The following is a 15,071-nucleotide window of genomic DNA, read 5'->3' as shown; positions in this document are numbered from 1 at the left end:
CGGGCCGGTGCCGGAGGGCCGTGTCGGTGGCGCGTGAGACGCTGGCTGAAGCCGGCCACGCAACCCGCACGGAAGGGGCACACGCCCGTGAATCACGCACAGCTCACCGCGCTCGGCCGGGCCCTGCGCCTCCTCGGCGAGCACGGCGAGGGCCTCAGCACCGACACACCCGACAGCAAGCTGCACGAGATGCGCGGCGACGTGAAGCGCGCACTCGAGCTCATCGAGGACTCCGTCACCGGAGACCCGCCCACCACGCGCTGCCCGGAGCACCCCACGGGCCCGGTCGACGAGAACGCGCAGGACCTGTGCCTGCTCTGCGAGACCCGCCGCCGCGTCGCCCGCCGCTCCGAGATCAACGGCGCGTACCCCGCCAGACCCCGGCCGGGCGAGGCCGCGGACGCCCCGGCGATGTCGCGGTACGGCATCCGGGAGGACCGCCCGCAGCCCCAGCAGCGCTGGCTCCCCGAGAAGTGGAACGGCCAGGTGTGGCAGCTGTGCGGCACCCCGCGGCACGACCGCAGGGACGCCGAGCACTATCTCGCGGCCCAGCGCAGGGAGCCCCGCGCGGCCTCGGCCTACCGCCTGGTGCACGCGTTCACGGACTACGAGGTGGTCCGGATCTGGGGGACCCCCGTCAAGGTCGACATCGAACCCATGGGCGGCCTGTAATCCGTAACCAGGGCACCGCTCCCCGGTGTCCGACCCCACCGGTACGGTCGCCTCATGGCGAACGCGGGGATGGCGGTGCTCGAGGGGGTCCTGGAGCGGATCACGTACGCCAACGAGGAGAGCGGGTACACGGTCGCCCGTGTGGACACCGGCCGCGGCGGCGGTGATCTGCTCACCGTCGTCGGCGCCCTGCTCGGCGCGCAGGCCGGTGAGTCGCTGCGCATGGAGGGCCGCTGGGGCTCCCACCCGCAGTACGGCAAGCAGTTCACCGTGGAGAACTACACGACGGTCCTGCCCGCCACCATCCAGGGCATCCGCCGCTATCTCGGATCCGGTCTGGTCAAGGGCATCGGACCGGTCTTCGCCGACCGGATCACCCGTCACTTCGGCCTGGACACCCTCGACATCATCGAGCAGGAGCCCGGGCGCCTGATCGAGGTCCCGGGCCTCGGACCCAAGCGCACGAAGAAGATCGCCGACGCCTGGGAGGAGCAGAAGGCCATCAAGGAAGTGATGGTCTTCCTCCAGAGCGTGGAGGTGTCCACGTCGATCGCGGTGCGCATCTACAAGAAGTACGGCGACGCGTCGATCTCCGTCGTCAAGAACCAGCCCTACCGGCTCGCCTCCGACGTCTGGGGCATCGGCTTCCTCACCGCAGACCGCATCGCGCAGTCCGTCGGCATCCCGCACGACAGTCCCGAGCGCGTCAAGGCGGGCCTCCAGTACGCACTTTCGCAGTCCACCGACCAGGGCCACTGCTTCCTGCCGGAGGAGCAGCTGATCTCCGACGCGGTCAAGCTCCTCCAGGTCGACACGGGCCTGGTCATCGACTGCCTGGGCGAGCTGGCGGGCGAGGAGGAGGGGGTCGTACGGGAGCGGGTGCCGGGCCCGGAAGGCGGGGAGGAGCTGGTGACCGCGGTCTATCTCGTCCCCTTCCACCGCGCCGAACTCTCCCTGTCCGCCCAGCTGTTGCGCCTGCTGCGCACCGACGAGGACCGGATGCCGGCGTTCCGGGACGTCGCGTGGGACAAGGCCCTGACCTGGCTCGCGGGGCGTACGGGGGCCGAGCTCGCGCCCGAGCAGGAGGAGGCGGTGAAGCTCGCCCTGACCGAGAAGGTCGCCGTCCTCACCGGCGGACCGGGCTGCGGAAAGTCGTTCACCGTGCGCTCGATCGTCGAACTGGCCCGTGCCAAGCGTGCGAAGGTCGTCCTCGCCGCCCCCACCGGCCGCGCCGCCAAGCGCCTGGCCGAGCTGACGGGCGCGGAGGCGTCCACGGTCCACCGCCTGCTCGAACTCAAGCCCGGCGGCGACGCCGCCTACGACAGGGACCGGCCGCTCGACGCCGACCTGATCGTGGTCGACGAGGCGTCGATGCTGGACCTCCTGCTGGCCAACAAGCTGGCGAAGGCGGTGCCGCCGGGCGCCCATCTGCTCTTCGTGGGCGATGTCGACCAGCTGCCGAGCGTCGGTGCGGGCGAGGTGCTGCGCGATCTGCTGGGCGAGGGCAGCCCGGTCCCCGCGGTCCGCCTCACCCGCATCTTCCGCCAGGCCCAGGAGTCCGGCGTCGTCACGAACGCGCACCGGATCAACGCGGGCCGGCACCCGCTCACCCAGGGCCTCAAGGACTTCTTCCTGTTCGTGGAGGAGGACACGGAGGAGGCGGGCCGGCTCACCGTGGACGTCGCCGCCCGCCGCATCCCCGCCCGCTTCGGCCTCGACCCGCGCCGTGACATCCAGGTCCTCGCCCCGATGCACCGCGGCCCGGCCGGTGCCGGCACCCTCAACGGCCTGCTCCAGCAAGCCGTCACGCCCGCCCGCCCCGACCTCCCCGAGAAGCGCTTCGGCGGCCGGGTCTTCCGCGTGGGCGACAAAGTCACCCAGATCAGGAACAACTACGAGAAGGGGGCGAACGGCGTCTTCAACGGCACCGTCGGCGTCGTCACCTCCCTCGACGCGGACGAGCAGCGGCTGACGGTTCTCACCGACGAGGACGAGGAAGTCGTATACGAATTCGATGAGCTGGACGAGCTGGCTCACGCCTATGCCGTGACGATCCACCGCTCCCAGGGAAGTGAGTATCCGTGCGTCGTGATCCCCGTCACGACCGGTGCCTGGATGATGCTGCAGAGGAACCTCCTCTACACGGCGGTCACGCGCGCCAAGCGGCTGGTGGTACTCGTCGGTTCGCGCAAGGCGCTCGGCCAGGCGGTGCGCACGGTCTCGGCGGGAAGGCGCTGTACGGCGCTCGGGTTCCGGCTCTCCGGGGGGACATCCTTCGGTTTGGTAACTTTCGATCGATCAAATGCGTCGGAAACGTCACACGGGCTTTCCGGAAGCGGGGCGAAGGGGGCAGGATGAGCAAGTTCGCGGCACTGAGTGCCGCGAATAGGCCCAATGGTCGACCCCGAGTGCACTCTGCTGGGCCAAGTGGGGGATGGTAGAGAACAGTCAGGGCACCTCGAAGAAGAGGCACTACGTCGGTGAGGGATGACGTGAGCGACAACTCTGTAGTACTGCGGTACGGCGATGGCGAGTACACCTACCCGGTGATCGACAGCACCGTCGGTGACAAGGGCTTCGACATCGGGAAGCTCCGGGCCCAGACCGGTCTGGTGACCCTCGACAGCGGATACGGCAACACCGCCGCCTATAAATCCGCGATCACCTATCTCGACGGTGAGCAGGGCATCCTCCGGTACCGCGGCTACCCGATCGAGCAGCTGGCCGAGCGTTCCACCTTCACCGAGGTGGCCTACCTGCTGATCAACGGCGAGCTTCCGACCGTCGACGAGCTCTCCACTTTCAAGAGCGAGATCACCGGGCACACGCTGCTCCACGAGGACGTCAAGCGGTTCTTCGACGGCTTCCCGCGTGACGCGCACCCGATGGCGATGCTGTCCTCCGTGGTCAGCGCGCTGTCGACGTTCTACCAGGACAGCCACAACCCGTTCGACGAGCAGCAGCGCCACCTGTCGACGATCCGGCTGCTCGCCAAGCTGCCGACCATCGCGGCGTACGCGTACAAGAAGTCGATCGGCCACCCGTTCGTCTACCCGCGCAACGACCTCGGCTACGTCGAGAACTTCCTGCGCATGACGTTCTCCGTGCCGGCGCAGGAGTACGACCTCGACCCGGTCGTCGTCGCCGCGCTCGAGAAGCTGCTCATCCTGCACGCGGACCACGAGCAGAACTGTTCGACGTCCACCGTGCGTCTGGTCGGCTCCTCGCAGGCGAACATGTTCGCCTCGATCTCCGCCGGTATCTCCGCGCTGTGGGGCCCGCTGCACGGCGGCGCCAACCAGTCGGTCCTGGAGATGCTCGAGGGCATCCAGGCCAACGGCGGCGATGTCGACTCCTTCATCCGCAAGGTGAAGAACAAGGAGGACGGCGTCCGCCTGATGGGCTTCGGCCACCGGGTGTACAAGTCCTTCGACCCGCGCGCCAAGATCATCAAGGCCGCGGCGCACGATGTCCTCTCGGCCCTCGGCAAGTCCGACGAGCTGCTCGACATCGCGCTCAAGCTGGAGGAGCACGCGCTCTCCGACGAGTACTTCGTCTCGCGCAACCTCTACCCGAACGTCGACTTCTACACGGGCCTCATCTACCGGGCCATGGGCTTCCCGACCGAGATGTTCACGGTCCTGTTCGCCCTCGGCCGGCTGCCGGGCTGGATCGCCCAGTGGCACGAGATGATCAAGGAGCCGGGCTCCCGCATCGGCCGCCCGCGCCAGATCTACACCGGCGAGGTCCTGCGCGACTTCGTCCCCGTCGAGGCTCGCTGAGTATCGGCCGGGGGTCCGGGGGTTGTCCCCGGGTCAGCACGGCACCGGCGAGGTCCTGCGCGACTTCGTCCCCGTCGAGGCCTCGTACCGCGCACCCCGCGCTGCGTGACCGCACACCACGCAGCGCACCCCGCGTCGAGCGGGAGCAGTAGTGAAGAGAAAGCGGAAAGCGCCCCGCTGCCAATCCCCCCACGGGTCGGCAGTCGGGGCGCTTTCCTTGTCCCGGTGCGGATTCCCCCCACGGGATCCGTCCGGGCGTCTGTGGTGCGGTCTGCCGGGACGCGTACACGGGAGGGCCGCTCAAGCTCTCCGTGGCACGTGTCCCGGCCAACGCGGTCGGGTCCGTCCCCCAAGACGGCCCCGGTCAACACAGAAACGCCCCCCAAGACGTTCCTGCATCGCCTCCTTAGACTCACGAGAACCTCAAATGGTTACGTTCAGATCACTGTGATCTGCGTCTCTTGCATATGTCCTGATCGTGCGCAAGAGACCCCATATGTAGATCGAGGTCCGGACGTGAGAATGATGCGGTTGTGATGTGAGGCGAATGTGAAGACCCCTTGATGATGGGCCAGACCAGGGGGCGATGTGAAGTCCTTCCAGGAAAAGGGCCGCTCACTTCAGGAAAACGTCCGCAGCCGGAGGCTGTTCGTCACCACGAAGACGGACGAGAACGCCATCGCGGCGCCCGCGATCATCGGGTTCAGGAACCCGGCGGCGGCCAGCGGCAGCGCGGCCACGTTGTAGCCGAACGCCCAGAAGAGGTTGCCCTTGATGGTGGCGAGGGTGCGCCGCGAGAGCCGGATCGCGTCCGCGGCGACACGCAGGTCCGCGCGCACCAGCGTCAGGTCGCCCGCCTCGATCGCGGCGTCCGTGCCGGTGCCCATCGCGAGCCCCAGATCGGCGGTGGCGAGCGCGGCCGCGTCGTTGACGCCGTCACCGACCATGGCGACGGTGCGCCCCTCGGTCTTCAGACGCCGGACCACGTCCACCTTCTCCTGCGGCAGGACCTCCGCGTACACGGCGTCCTCGGCGATCCCGACGGCGCGGGCCACGGACTCGGCGACGATCCGGTTGTCGCCGGTCAGGAGTACCGGCGTGAGGCCCAGGGCGCGCAGCTCGGCGACGGCCTGAGCGCTCGTCGGGCGGACCGCGTCGGCGACCGTGATGACACCCCGTGCCACCCCGTCCCACGCGACGGCGACAGCGGTACGGCCGGCGGCCTCGGCGGCGGTCTTGGCGGCGGCGAGCGCGGGCGGCAGGGCGATCCCGTGCTCGGTGAGCAGCCGCTCCCGGCCGACCAGGACGTCGCGGAGGTCCACCACGCCGCGGACGCCGAGCCCGGCGAGGGCGGTGAAGCGGGTGACGGCGGGCAGCGTTCCGGCGCGGTCGGCGGCGCCCTGTGCGACGGCCCGCGCGACGGGGTGCTCGGAGGCGTGCTCCACGGCCCCGGCCAGCCGCAGCAGCGTCTTCTCCTCGACGCCCTCGGCGACGTACGCGTCCTGGAGCGTCATCCGGCCGGTCGTCACCGTGCCGGTCTTGTCGAGTACGACGGTGTCGACGCGCCGGGTGTTCTCCAGGACCTCGGGTCCCTTGATGAGGATGCCGAGCTGGGCGCCGCGGCCGGTGCCGACCATGAGGGCGGTGGGCGTCGCGAGGCCGAGCGAGCAGGGGCAGGCGATGATCAGGACGGCGACGGCCGACGTGAACGCGGCGGTCACCTCGCCGGTGGCGAGCAGCCAGCCGGCGAACGTGCCGAGCGCGATGACGAACACCACCGGCACGAACACGCCGGCGATCCGGTCGGCGAGGCGCTGCACCTCGGCCTTGCCGGTCTGCGCGTCCTCGACGAGGCGCGCCATGCGGGCGAGCTGGGTGTCGGCGCCGACGCGGGTCGCCTCGACGACGAGCCGCCCGCCCGCGTTCAGGGTCGCGCCGGTGACGGCGTCGCCGACGGTCACGTCCACGGGCACGGACTCGCCGGTGAGCAGGGCGGCGTCGACGGCCGAGGTGCCCTCCACGACCGTGCCGTCGGTCGCGATCTTCTCGCCGGGCCGTACGACGAACCGGTCGCCCGGCCTCAGCCGCCCGACGGGCAGGCGCACTTCCGCACCCGAGGCGTCCAGTACGCAGACGTCCTTGGCGCCGAGTTCGAGCAGGGCGCGCAGGGCGGTGCCGGCGCGGCGCTTGGAGCGGGCCTCCAGATAGCGGCCGAGCAGGATCAGGGTGACGACGCCCGCGGCGACTTCGAGGTAGATGGTGGAGGCGGCGGCGGTGCGGTCGACGGCGAACGTGAATCCGTGCCGCATCCCGCTCATCCCGGCGTCGCCGAGGAACAGGGCCCACAGCGACCAGCCGAACGCGGCGAGCGTCCCGACACAGACGAGTGTGTCCATGGTGGCCGCACCGTGCCGCGCGTTGGTCCAGGCGGCCTGGTGGAAGGGGAGGCCGCCCCAGACGGCGACGGGCGCGGCGAGGGTGAGTGAGAGCCACTGCCAGTTGTCGAACTGCAGGGCGGGCACCATCGCCAGCAGGACGACGGGCAGGGAGAGCAGCGCGCAGACGACGAGCCGCCGGCGCAGGGGGGCGGTGGGGTCGGGTCCGGCGCCGGAGTCCGTTCGGACCCCGGCCGGGGTTCCGTCGTGTTCCGGCCCGCCGTGCGTGCTGTCCGCGTCCGGACCGTCCGCGGTGACTTCGGCCGGCTCCTCCCGGACGACCGGCTCCGCCGTGTACCCGAGCCTCTGCACAGTGGCCACCAGGTCGGCGACCTCGACCCCGGGCGCGTACGCGACCTTCGCCTTCTCGGTCGCGAGATTGACCGTCGCCGTCACGCCGTCGAGGCGGTTGAGCTTCTTCTCGATGCGGGCCGAGCAGGAGGCGCAGGTCATCCCGCCGACGGCGAGCTCCACTTCGGAGAGCGGCCCGGCCGTGGTGTCCGTGGGCGTGGTCATCGCGGTTCTTTCCAGGGGCGTACGTAGCTAGGGCCGAGCGTACGACCACGAGCGCCGGGCCGTGGTGGGCGGCCCGGCGCTCACTGAAGGGTCAGGCCCTGACGGCCAGGAAGTCTCAGGCCCTGCCGGTCAGCTCGTAGCCCGCCTCGTCGACGGCGGCCCTGACTTCCTCCTCGTCGAGGGGCGCCGCGGAGACGACGGTCACCTGTCCCGTGGAGGCCACGGCCTTCACCGACATGACGCCCGCCAGCCCCGAGATCTCGTCCGATACCGCGCCTTCGCAGTGGCCGCAGGTCATCCCGGTCACCCGGTACACGGTGGTGACGGCTCCCTCGGCGCTCCCGGCGGCGTCCGAGTGGCACGAACCGCTGGGCGAGCAGCAGGAACCGGTCGACTCGGCGTCGATCTGGGGGAGCTCGGTCTGGGCGCTCATGTCGTTCTCCTTGTCGAAGGCCGCGTGCATCCAGGTCTGTGCAGTCAGGTCCGTGCATCCAGGTCTGTGCAGGCGTGCGGCGTAGCGTGCGCGTGAGGTGCCGGGGCATTTCCGGGACCTCCTGACGTTCAGAACTGTATACCCCTAGGGGGTATTTCTCCAAGAGGGGTCGCGGCGGGCGAGCGAACGTACCCAGGCGATCCCCGCGAGCGAGATCATCACGAGACCGCCCACCGAGAAGAGCGTGAAGAGGTGCTTCTGGGTGCCGGTCGGCTCCGGGATGTAGCCCTCCGCGAAGAGCGAGAGGGGCAGGTCCGTGGCGGTGAGCCGGGTAACGATCCAGATCGCGATGCCGTGCATGGAGTCCCACAGAGCGTGCAGCAACGAGACGCCCAGATACGTGAGCACCACCGGCGTCGCGAAGCGATAGCGCCCGTTCGGCTTGCGGAAGGCCAGCAGGACGGCGCCGGAGATCGCGGTCCACAGCCCGTGCCCGAACGGCGAGAGCAGTCCGCGCAGCACCTCCGTCTCCAGTAGTGAGCGCAGGTCGATGCCCTGCATGCCGACGGCCGCGTTGAACGCGTAGCCCGCGCTCTCGAAGGCCGCGAAGCCGAACCCGACGCAGGCGCCGAGGACGAGCCCCGCCCGCAGCCCGCGCACCCGGGGCTGTCTGCGCAGCACGAACATCAGGGCGGCGAGCCTGACCGCCTCCTCGATCAGGCCGACCCCGACGAACATCCACAGCGAGGGGGCCAGCAGGTAGAACTCCATCACCGAAGCGCCGAGCACTCCGAGGATGCCGCCGACGGCGAAGCAACCGAGCGTCAGGCTCACGCCCAGGTCGCGCGCGTGGCGCTCGTACGCCCACAGCACGAAGGCGCCCGGGACGAGGAAGCTGCCGAGCAGGATCAGCGTCGGCAGCAGCGTGGTGTTCCTGGTCGCGAACGTGACGACAGCGGTCAGGGCCCACAGGGCGAGTCCGCCCCACAGCCAGTGTTTCCACAGCCCCGCCCGGATCTGCGGCACGGACGACGGCGGCCGCTTGGGGCCGGGGATGCGGGCTCGGGGCGCGCCGGGCGGCTGTGCGTGCGTCACGGCAATTCCCTCTGAGTGGGGGAGATTTGTTGGGAGTTTATGGTAAACACCCGATATGTCGCAGCCTGGGACGCTCATTCTGATCATGACCATCGCGGTCCTCGCACCGCTGCTGGCCTACGGAATCGGCCGCTGGCTCCCGGTGCCCCTGGTGATCTTCGAGATCCTGCTCGGCATCCTGATCGGACCCGACGTCCTCGGCTGGGCGGGCGAGGGGCAGGTCATCGACACGCTCTCGGAACTCGGCCTCGCCATGCTGATCTTCCTCGCCGGCTACGAGATCGAGTTCGCGAAGGTGCGCGGCGACACCCTGAAACGGTCCGTATGGGCCTGGCTGATCTCCCTGGCCGCCGGTCTCGCGCTCGGCACGCTCCTCGCCGACGGCTCCTTCTCCAAGGGCGTCTACGTCGGCACGGCGCTCACCAGCACCGCCCTCGGGACGGTCCTGCCCGTACTGCGCGACGCGGGCGACCTGCACTCGCGGTTCGGCTCGGTGATGATGGCCGTCGGAGCGGTCGGCGAGTTCGGCCCCATCATCGCCATGGCGCTGCTCCTCAGCGGCCGCTCACCCGGCGAGTCGACCGTGCTCCTCGCGGTGTTCGCCCTGGTGACGGCGGGGGCGGTGGTCTGGGCGGTCCGGCCGCACCGGCCCTGGTTCGCGAAGGTCATCGCCAAGACGCTGCACAGCAGCGCCCAGTTCGCGGTCCGCTTCGTCGTGCTGCTGCTCGCCCTGATGCTGGGCGCCGCCGAGGTGCTCGGCCTCGATGTGCTCCTCGGCGCGTTCGCCGCCGGCCTGGTGACACGCCTGGTGCTGCACGCGGCCGTCCCGGACAGCGCGCACGAGATCCTGGAGAGGGTCGAGGCGATGGGCTTCGGCTTCCTCGTCCCGGTCTTCTTCGTTGTCACGGGCATCGAGTTCGACCTGAAGGCCCTGCTGTCCGGCGGCCGCACCCTGCTCCTCCTGCCCGTCTTCCTCGTCCTTTTCCTCCTCGTACGAGGACTGCCCGTGTACGCGCTCGCGCCGCGCGACCTGGGCCGCAGGGACCGTCACGCCCTGACGCTCCTCGCCTCGACGGCGCTGCCGCTGGTCGTGGCGATCACGACGATCGGGGTCGACGACGGCGTCCTGAAGTCGAACGACGCGGCGGCCCTGGTCGGCGCGGCCATGATCTCCGTGCTCGTCTTCCCGCTGATCGGGCTCAAGCTGCGCGCGGGCAAGGGGGCCCGGTCGCTGCCGCGTGAGCGGAGGGAGGGGGCGGAGTCGTGGTGACCGTGCGAAGAGGCTTACGTTCGGGGCCGTAAGGCTGTCAGCGAGCGAGGGGCGTGGGCGATGCGGGCTGTGGTGTTCGAGAGGTTCGGGGAGCGGGCCGAGGTGCGGGACGTGCCCGATCCGGTGGCCGCGCCGCACGGTGTGGTGGTGCGGGTCGGGGCGACGGGCCTATGCCGCAGCGACTGGCATGGCTGGATGGGCCACGACCCCGACATCCGGCTGCCGCACGTGCCCGGCCACGAACTCGCCGGTGTCGTCGAGACGGCCGGTGACCTCGTGACCGGCTGGCTCCCCGGCGACCGAGTCACCGTCCCCTTCGTGTGCGCATGCGGCACCTGCCCGTCCTGCGCGGCCGGTGACCAGCAGGTGTGCGAACGCCAGACCCAGCCAGGGTTCACGCACCGGGGGTCCTTCGCCGAGTACGTCGCCCTCGACCACGCCGATGTGAACCTGGTCGCCGTCCCGGACGAGCTGTCCGCCGCGACGGCGGCGGGGCTCGGCTGCCGGTTCGCCACCGCGTTCCGGGCCGTGGCCGCGCAGGGCAGGGTGGCCGCGGGGGAGTGGGTCGCCGTCCACGGGTGCGGCGGCGTGGGCCTGTCCGCCGTGATGATCGCGGCGGCGAGCGGGGCGCGGGTCGTCGCGGTCGACGTCTCGCCCGCCGCGCTGGACCTCGCCCGCACCTTCGGCGCCGCCCACTGCCTGAACGCCTCCGAGGTACCCGATGTGGCCGCCGCCGTAAGGGAGTTGACCGGCGGCGGCGCGCACCTGTCGCTCGACGCGCTCGGCTCCCCGGCCACCTGCGCCGCCTCGGTGGCCGGCCTGCGGCGCCGCGGCCGCCATGTGCAGGTCGGTCTGCTGCCGCAGGACCCGGTTGTGCCGATGAGCCGGGTGATCGGGCTCGAACTCGAACTCCTCGGCAGCCACGGGATGGCCGCGCACGCCTATCCGCAGATGCTGGAGATGGTCCGCGCCGGGCTACTGCGCCCGGACCTCCTGGTCACCTCCACGATCACCCTGGACGCGGCGCCCGCCGCCCTTGAGACGATGGGAACGGCGCCCGGCGCGGGCGTGACGATCATCGAGCCGTGGGCCTGAAGGGCCCCGGGTGGGGGTGCGGTCGCGGATGCGGGCCTGGGCAGGGGTACGGGTGCGGATGCGCGTACGGGTGCCGCGCCCCGGGCGCTGGTCGCCAGGGCGCGGCACCCGGAGAAGGAGTGCGCGGCCGTAACTACCCTCCCGCTGACCGCAGTTCGAGCAGGCTGATGTCCGCCGGGGCGCCGACCCGGACCGGCGGTCCGAAGAAACCGGCGCCGTTGGTGACGTAGACCGTGGTGTCGTCGACCTTGCCGAGGCCCGATGCGACCGGGTTGGACAGTGCCGTCACTGCCGTGAGCGGGAACATCTGGCCGCCGTGGGTGTGGCCGGACAGCTGGAGGTCGACGCCCTGGCGGGCGGCCTCGTCGGCGAATACCGGCTGGTGGGCGAGGAGGACGACGGGGCGTGAGACGTCCCGTCCCGCCAGGGCCCGGTCCAGGTCGGGGCCCCGGCCCGTGTCCTCGCCCGCCAGGTCCTCGACCCCGGCCAGGTCGACGTACGAGCCGTTGTGCCGGATCTCCACCCGCTCGTTCACCAGCGGACGGACGCCGAGGCCGCGCATCTCGTCCAGCCAGTCCTCGACCCCGTCGTACAGGTACTCGTGATTGCCGGTGACGAAGAAGCTGCCGTACCGGGACTCCAGACTCCTCAACGGGCGGGCGGCCGGGCCGAGTTGGGATGCTCTGCCGTCGGCCAGGTCGCCGACGATCGTCACGATGTCGGGCCGCAGTGCGTTGACCCTCCGGACGATCCGCTCCGTGTGGGAACGGCCGAGGAGCGGGCCCAGGTGGATGTCACTGACGACGGCGATACGGAGCCCGGACAACTGCGCGTTCACCTTGGTGAGGGCGATTGCCACGCGCTTGGTCTGCGGGTCGCCGAGCGCCGCGGCCATGCCGAAGCCGGTGGTGCCGAGGGCCGCCGCTCCGGCGAGGGTGCCTACCGCGCGGCCGAGGAAGAGCCGGCGGTCCGCCAATTGGCCGGCCGGGACGGCTTCTTGGTCCCCGGCGTCCGGGGCCGGGGCATCGGCGAGCCCGCCGGACCCGGAACCGGACCCGGAGCCGGACTCGGAGCCGGACGCGCCACCGGGCCCGGCCCCGGCCGTCACCAGCGCCCCGGACTCGGGCGCCGGTTCCGGCGCGGCCTCCCGTTCGGCCCGGCGTCGCCAGCTCCGTACCAGCAGTGCCCTCGGCACTTCGAGCACGGCGAGCGCGAGGAGCAGATAGAGGAGCACGCCGATCAGCGTGTAGCCCGGCCACGCAACCCAGCGCCCGCCCCCGCCCTCCGACGGGTCGAACAGCGGGGTGACGATCCGGGTCCCCGGCGCGGCGAGCGCCGACACCGCGACCACACCCGTCCCGATGCGCCGCCCGCGGCTCGCGGGCCGGGTCGTGTCACGGACCAGGCGCATCCACAGGTAGAAGTGGAAGGCGCCGGAGCCCGCCAGCATCAGGACCCACATTCCGATTCCCAGCACCGGATCTCCTTACGCGTCGGCGGATGCGCCGACGGGCTGCCGTGCGGCAGGAGCTGACGGGGCCGACTCGGAGATGCCGAAGCGTTCGTGCACGGCGCGCAGCGGCGCGGGGGCCCACCAGTTGGCCTTGCCGGCCAGTCGCATGAAGACGGGCACGAGCACCGCCCTGATCAGCGTGGCGTCGATCAGGATCACCACGACCATGCCGATGCCCAGCATCTTGAGGAAGACGATGCCCGAGGAGGCGTACGTGGCGAACGACGCCGCCAGGATGACCGCCGCCGAGGTGATCAGCGGGCCGCTGCGCTCCAGGCCCACGGCCACCGCGCCGGCGTTGTCGCCCGTACGGTCGTACTCCTCCTTGATCCGCGACAGCATGAAGACCTCGTAGTCCATGGAGAGGCCGAAGGCGGTGCAGAACATGAGGATCGGGATGCTCGGTTCGATCGTGCCGCTAGGAGTGAAGCCGAGCAGGCCGGACAGGTGGCCGTCCTGGAAGATCCAGACCAGTGCGCCGAACATCACCGCCATGGACAGGGAGTTGAGCACCATCGCCTTGGCCGGGAGCAGCACACTGCCGGTCATCAGGAACAGGATGATGAAGGTGACGACCAGGATCAGGCCGAGGACGAGCGGGAGCCGGTCCACCAACTCGGAGCGGAAATCACTCAGTTCGGCGGGGTAGCCACCGATCCTTACCGGCTCGCTCCCGGCCGTCGCGCGTACGTCGGACAGGACCCGGTCGATGTCCTGGTCGAGGCCGCGATGGGTGGCGACCACCGAGTACCAGGTGTCCTTGTCGTTCGTGAACCGGTCGGCGGACGCGCGGTCCGGCTCGGAGACCCTCCTGCCCCCGGCGTACGAACCCGTGAGTGCGTCGACCTGATGGACCTCCGGGATGCGGGAGAGCGCGGCGGCCGTGGCGTCGACGGAGGCGCGGTTCGCGGGCGTGCCCGCCTGGCCGGGGCGCAGGACCTGGATCGCGTCCATCTCCTCCGCGGCGAAGTGGTCGCGGATCTCCTGCTGCACGACGCGGCTGGACACGTCCTTGGGCAGCACCCGCTCGTCGGGCACGCCGAAGGTGAGGCCGAGCGTCGGGGTGGCGAGGCCCAGGAGGACCACCAGGGCCGGGATGCCGTAGAGCAGCGGCCTGCGCATCATGCGCAGTGCCGTGCGGTGCCACCAGCCGTTCTGCGTGCGGGAGCCGGTGCCCTTGCGGGCGACCCGGGTGCCGAGCTTCGCCAGCGCGGCGGGCAGGATCACGAGGGCGGCGAAGACCGAGGTCAGGACCGTGCCGATGCCGGCGTACGCGAACGAACGCAGGAAGGGGAACGGGAGGAGGAGCAGGCAGGCGAGCGACACGATGACGGTGAGACCGCTGAAGGTGACCGTGCGGCCCGCGCTGCCGACCGCGTGCTCGACGGCCTCGGGGACGGAACGCCCGGACCGCAACTCCTCGCGGAACCGGTTGATGACGAACAGGCTGTAGTCGACGCCGAGTCCGATGCCCATCACGAGCGCCAGGTTGGCGGCGAACGTCGAGACGTCGGTGGCGTACGTGACGAGGCGCAGGAGCGCCAGCGTGGTGATCACCGAGAACAGGCCCATGCCCAGGGTGAGCGCCGCCGCCGAGAACCGACGGTAGATGGCGAAGAGCAGTAGAAGGACCAGCGGGAACACGATCATCTCGGCCCGCAGGAAGTCCTGCCGCGACTGCTCGGAGACCTGACGGAAGACCTCGTCACCGCCGCCGACGCGGACCTTCACCAGCCGCTCGTCCCGGTTGAAGTCCGGGGAGAACTCGCCGAGTTTCGTACGGGCCTCGGTCACCGTGCCCGCCATCCGGGCGATGATCAGCGCCTGCTTGCCGTCGGTGGCGCGCATGGCCGGCGACTTGCCGCGCGACCAGTACGAGGCGACCTCGGCCACGCCGTCCTGCCCCGCCAGCTCCTTCTCGAGCCTGCGGCCCTCGGCGGCGACCTCCGTGTCGTCGACGGTGCCCTGCTTGGCCGTGACCATGAGCAGCACGCTGGGCGTGCCCTCCTTGAACTCTCGCTCCAGGACGGCCCGGGTGCTCAGCGACTCGGAGCCGGGGCTCTCGAAACGGCTGAGCACCAGGCGGTCCATGGCCCCTGCGGCGAGCACGAGGCCGAGCACGGTCAGGACGGCACAGGCCCAGATCACCGGGCGGGAGCGCGCCGCGGTCAGACGCCCCCACCGCCGCAGGGCCGGCGGGCTTTCCTCGGGGCTGCCGGCGGTGGATTGACGGGTGGTCGGCACTTGTCACTCTCCGAAT

General features: G+C 70.8%; 10 protein-coding genes. 5 read left to right on the top strand and 5 right to left on the bottom strand.

Annotated elements, in window-relative coordinates:
- Positions 1-87 precede the first annotated feature (87 nt).
- The 3 genes from AC07EJ_RS18405 (at position 88) to AC07EJ_RS18395 (ending at position 4,454) form a co-directional block, all read left to right on the top strand.
- A complete protein-coding gene (locus AC07EJ_RS18405; RefSeq protein WP_389477246.1) occupies positions 88-672 on the top strand; it encodes a hypothetical protein in 585 nt (194 codons plus the stop codon).
- 54 nt (positions 673-726) lie between these two features.
- Positions 727-3,030 (top strand): SF1B family DNA helicase RecD2, encoded by a 2,304-nt coding sequence (gene recD2, locus AC07EJ_RS18400; RefSeq protein ID WP_389477248.1) that lies wholly within the window; start codon positions 727-729, stop codon positions 3,028-3,030.
- Between the two features lie 134 nt (positions 3,031-3,164).
- A complete protein-coding gene (locus tag AC07EJ_RS18395) occupies positions 3,165-4,454 on the top strand; it encodes a citrate synthase (RefSeq protein ID WP_389477249.1) in 1,290 nt (429 codons plus the stop codon).
- A gap of 620 nt (positions 4,455-5,074) precedes the next feature.
- Here AC07EJ_RS18395 and AC07EJ_RS18390 read toward each other — a convergent pair.
- The 3 genes from AC07EJ_RS18390 to AC07EJ_RS18380 form a co-directional block, all read right to left on the bottom strand.
- Positions 5,075-7,405, bottom strand: a complete 2,331-nt coding sequence (locus AC07EJ_RS18390; RefSeq protein ID WP_393582083.1) for a heavy metal translocating P-type ATPase — start codon at positions 7,403-7,405, stop codon at positions 5,075-5,077.
- A 115-nt stretch (positions 7,406-7,520) separates the two neighbouring features.
- Positions 7,521-7,838 carry a heavy-metal-associated domain-containing protein gene (locus AC07EJ_RS18385; RefSeq protein ID WP_389477253.1) on the bottom strand — a complete coding sequence of 106 codons (318 nt, stop codon included), beginning with the start codon at positions 7,836-7,838 and terminating at the stop codon, positions 7,521-7,523.
- Positions 7,839-7,982: 144 nt separating this feature from the next.
- Positions 7,983-8,933: a PrsW family intramembrane metalloprotease gene (locus tag AC07EJ_RS18380; protein ID WP_478884532.1), complete on the bottom strand. Its 951-nt coding sequence runs from the start codon at positions 8,931-8,933 to the stop codon at positions 7,983-7,985.
- A gap of 55 nt (positions 8,934-8,988) precedes the next feature.
- On the opposite strand from AC07EJ_RS18380, the gene AC07EJ_RS18375 reads away from it, so the two are divergent.
- Positions 8,989-10,203, top strand: coding sequence for a cation:proton antiporter (locus AC07EJ_RS18375; protein WP_478884531.1), 1,215 nt, complete (start codon positions 8,989-8,991; stop codon positions 10,201-10,203).
- A gap of 60 nt (positions 10,204-10,263) precedes the next feature.
- Complete coding sequence (locus AC07EJ_RS18370; protein ID WP_478884530.1) at positions 10,264-11,298, top strand: zinc-dependent alcohol dehydrogenase family protein; 1,035 nt, start codon at positions 10,264-10,266, stop codon at positions 11,296-11,298.
- A gap of 133 nt (positions 11,299-11,431) precedes the next feature.
- Here the strand turns inward: AC07EJ_RS18370 and AC07EJ_RS18365 are convergent, their stop codons facing one another.
- Together AC07EJ_RS18365 and AC07EJ_RS18360 are read right to left on the bottom strand one after the other, a co-directional pair.
- Complete coding sequence (locus tag AC07EJ_RS18365) at positions 11,432-12,775, bottom strand: metallophosphoesterase (protein ID WP_478884529.1); 1,344 nt, start codon at positions 12,773-12,775, stop codon at positions 11,432-11,434.
- Between the two features lie 9 nt (positions 12,776-12,784).
- Positions 12,785-15,055 (bottom strand): MMPL family transporter, encoded by a 2,271-nt coding sequence (locus AC07EJ_RS18360; protein WP_389477263.1) that lies wholly within the window; start codon positions 15,053-15,055, stop codon positions 12,785-12,787.
- Between the last annotated feature and the right edge of the window lie 16 nt (positions 15,056-15,071).

The sequence above is a fragment of the Streptomyces sp. NPDC045026 genome (genome assembly GCF_056432625.1).
The sequence above is the reverse complement of the archived record's forward strand: the minus strand, read 5'-3'. Positions and strand labels throughout refer to the sequence as shown.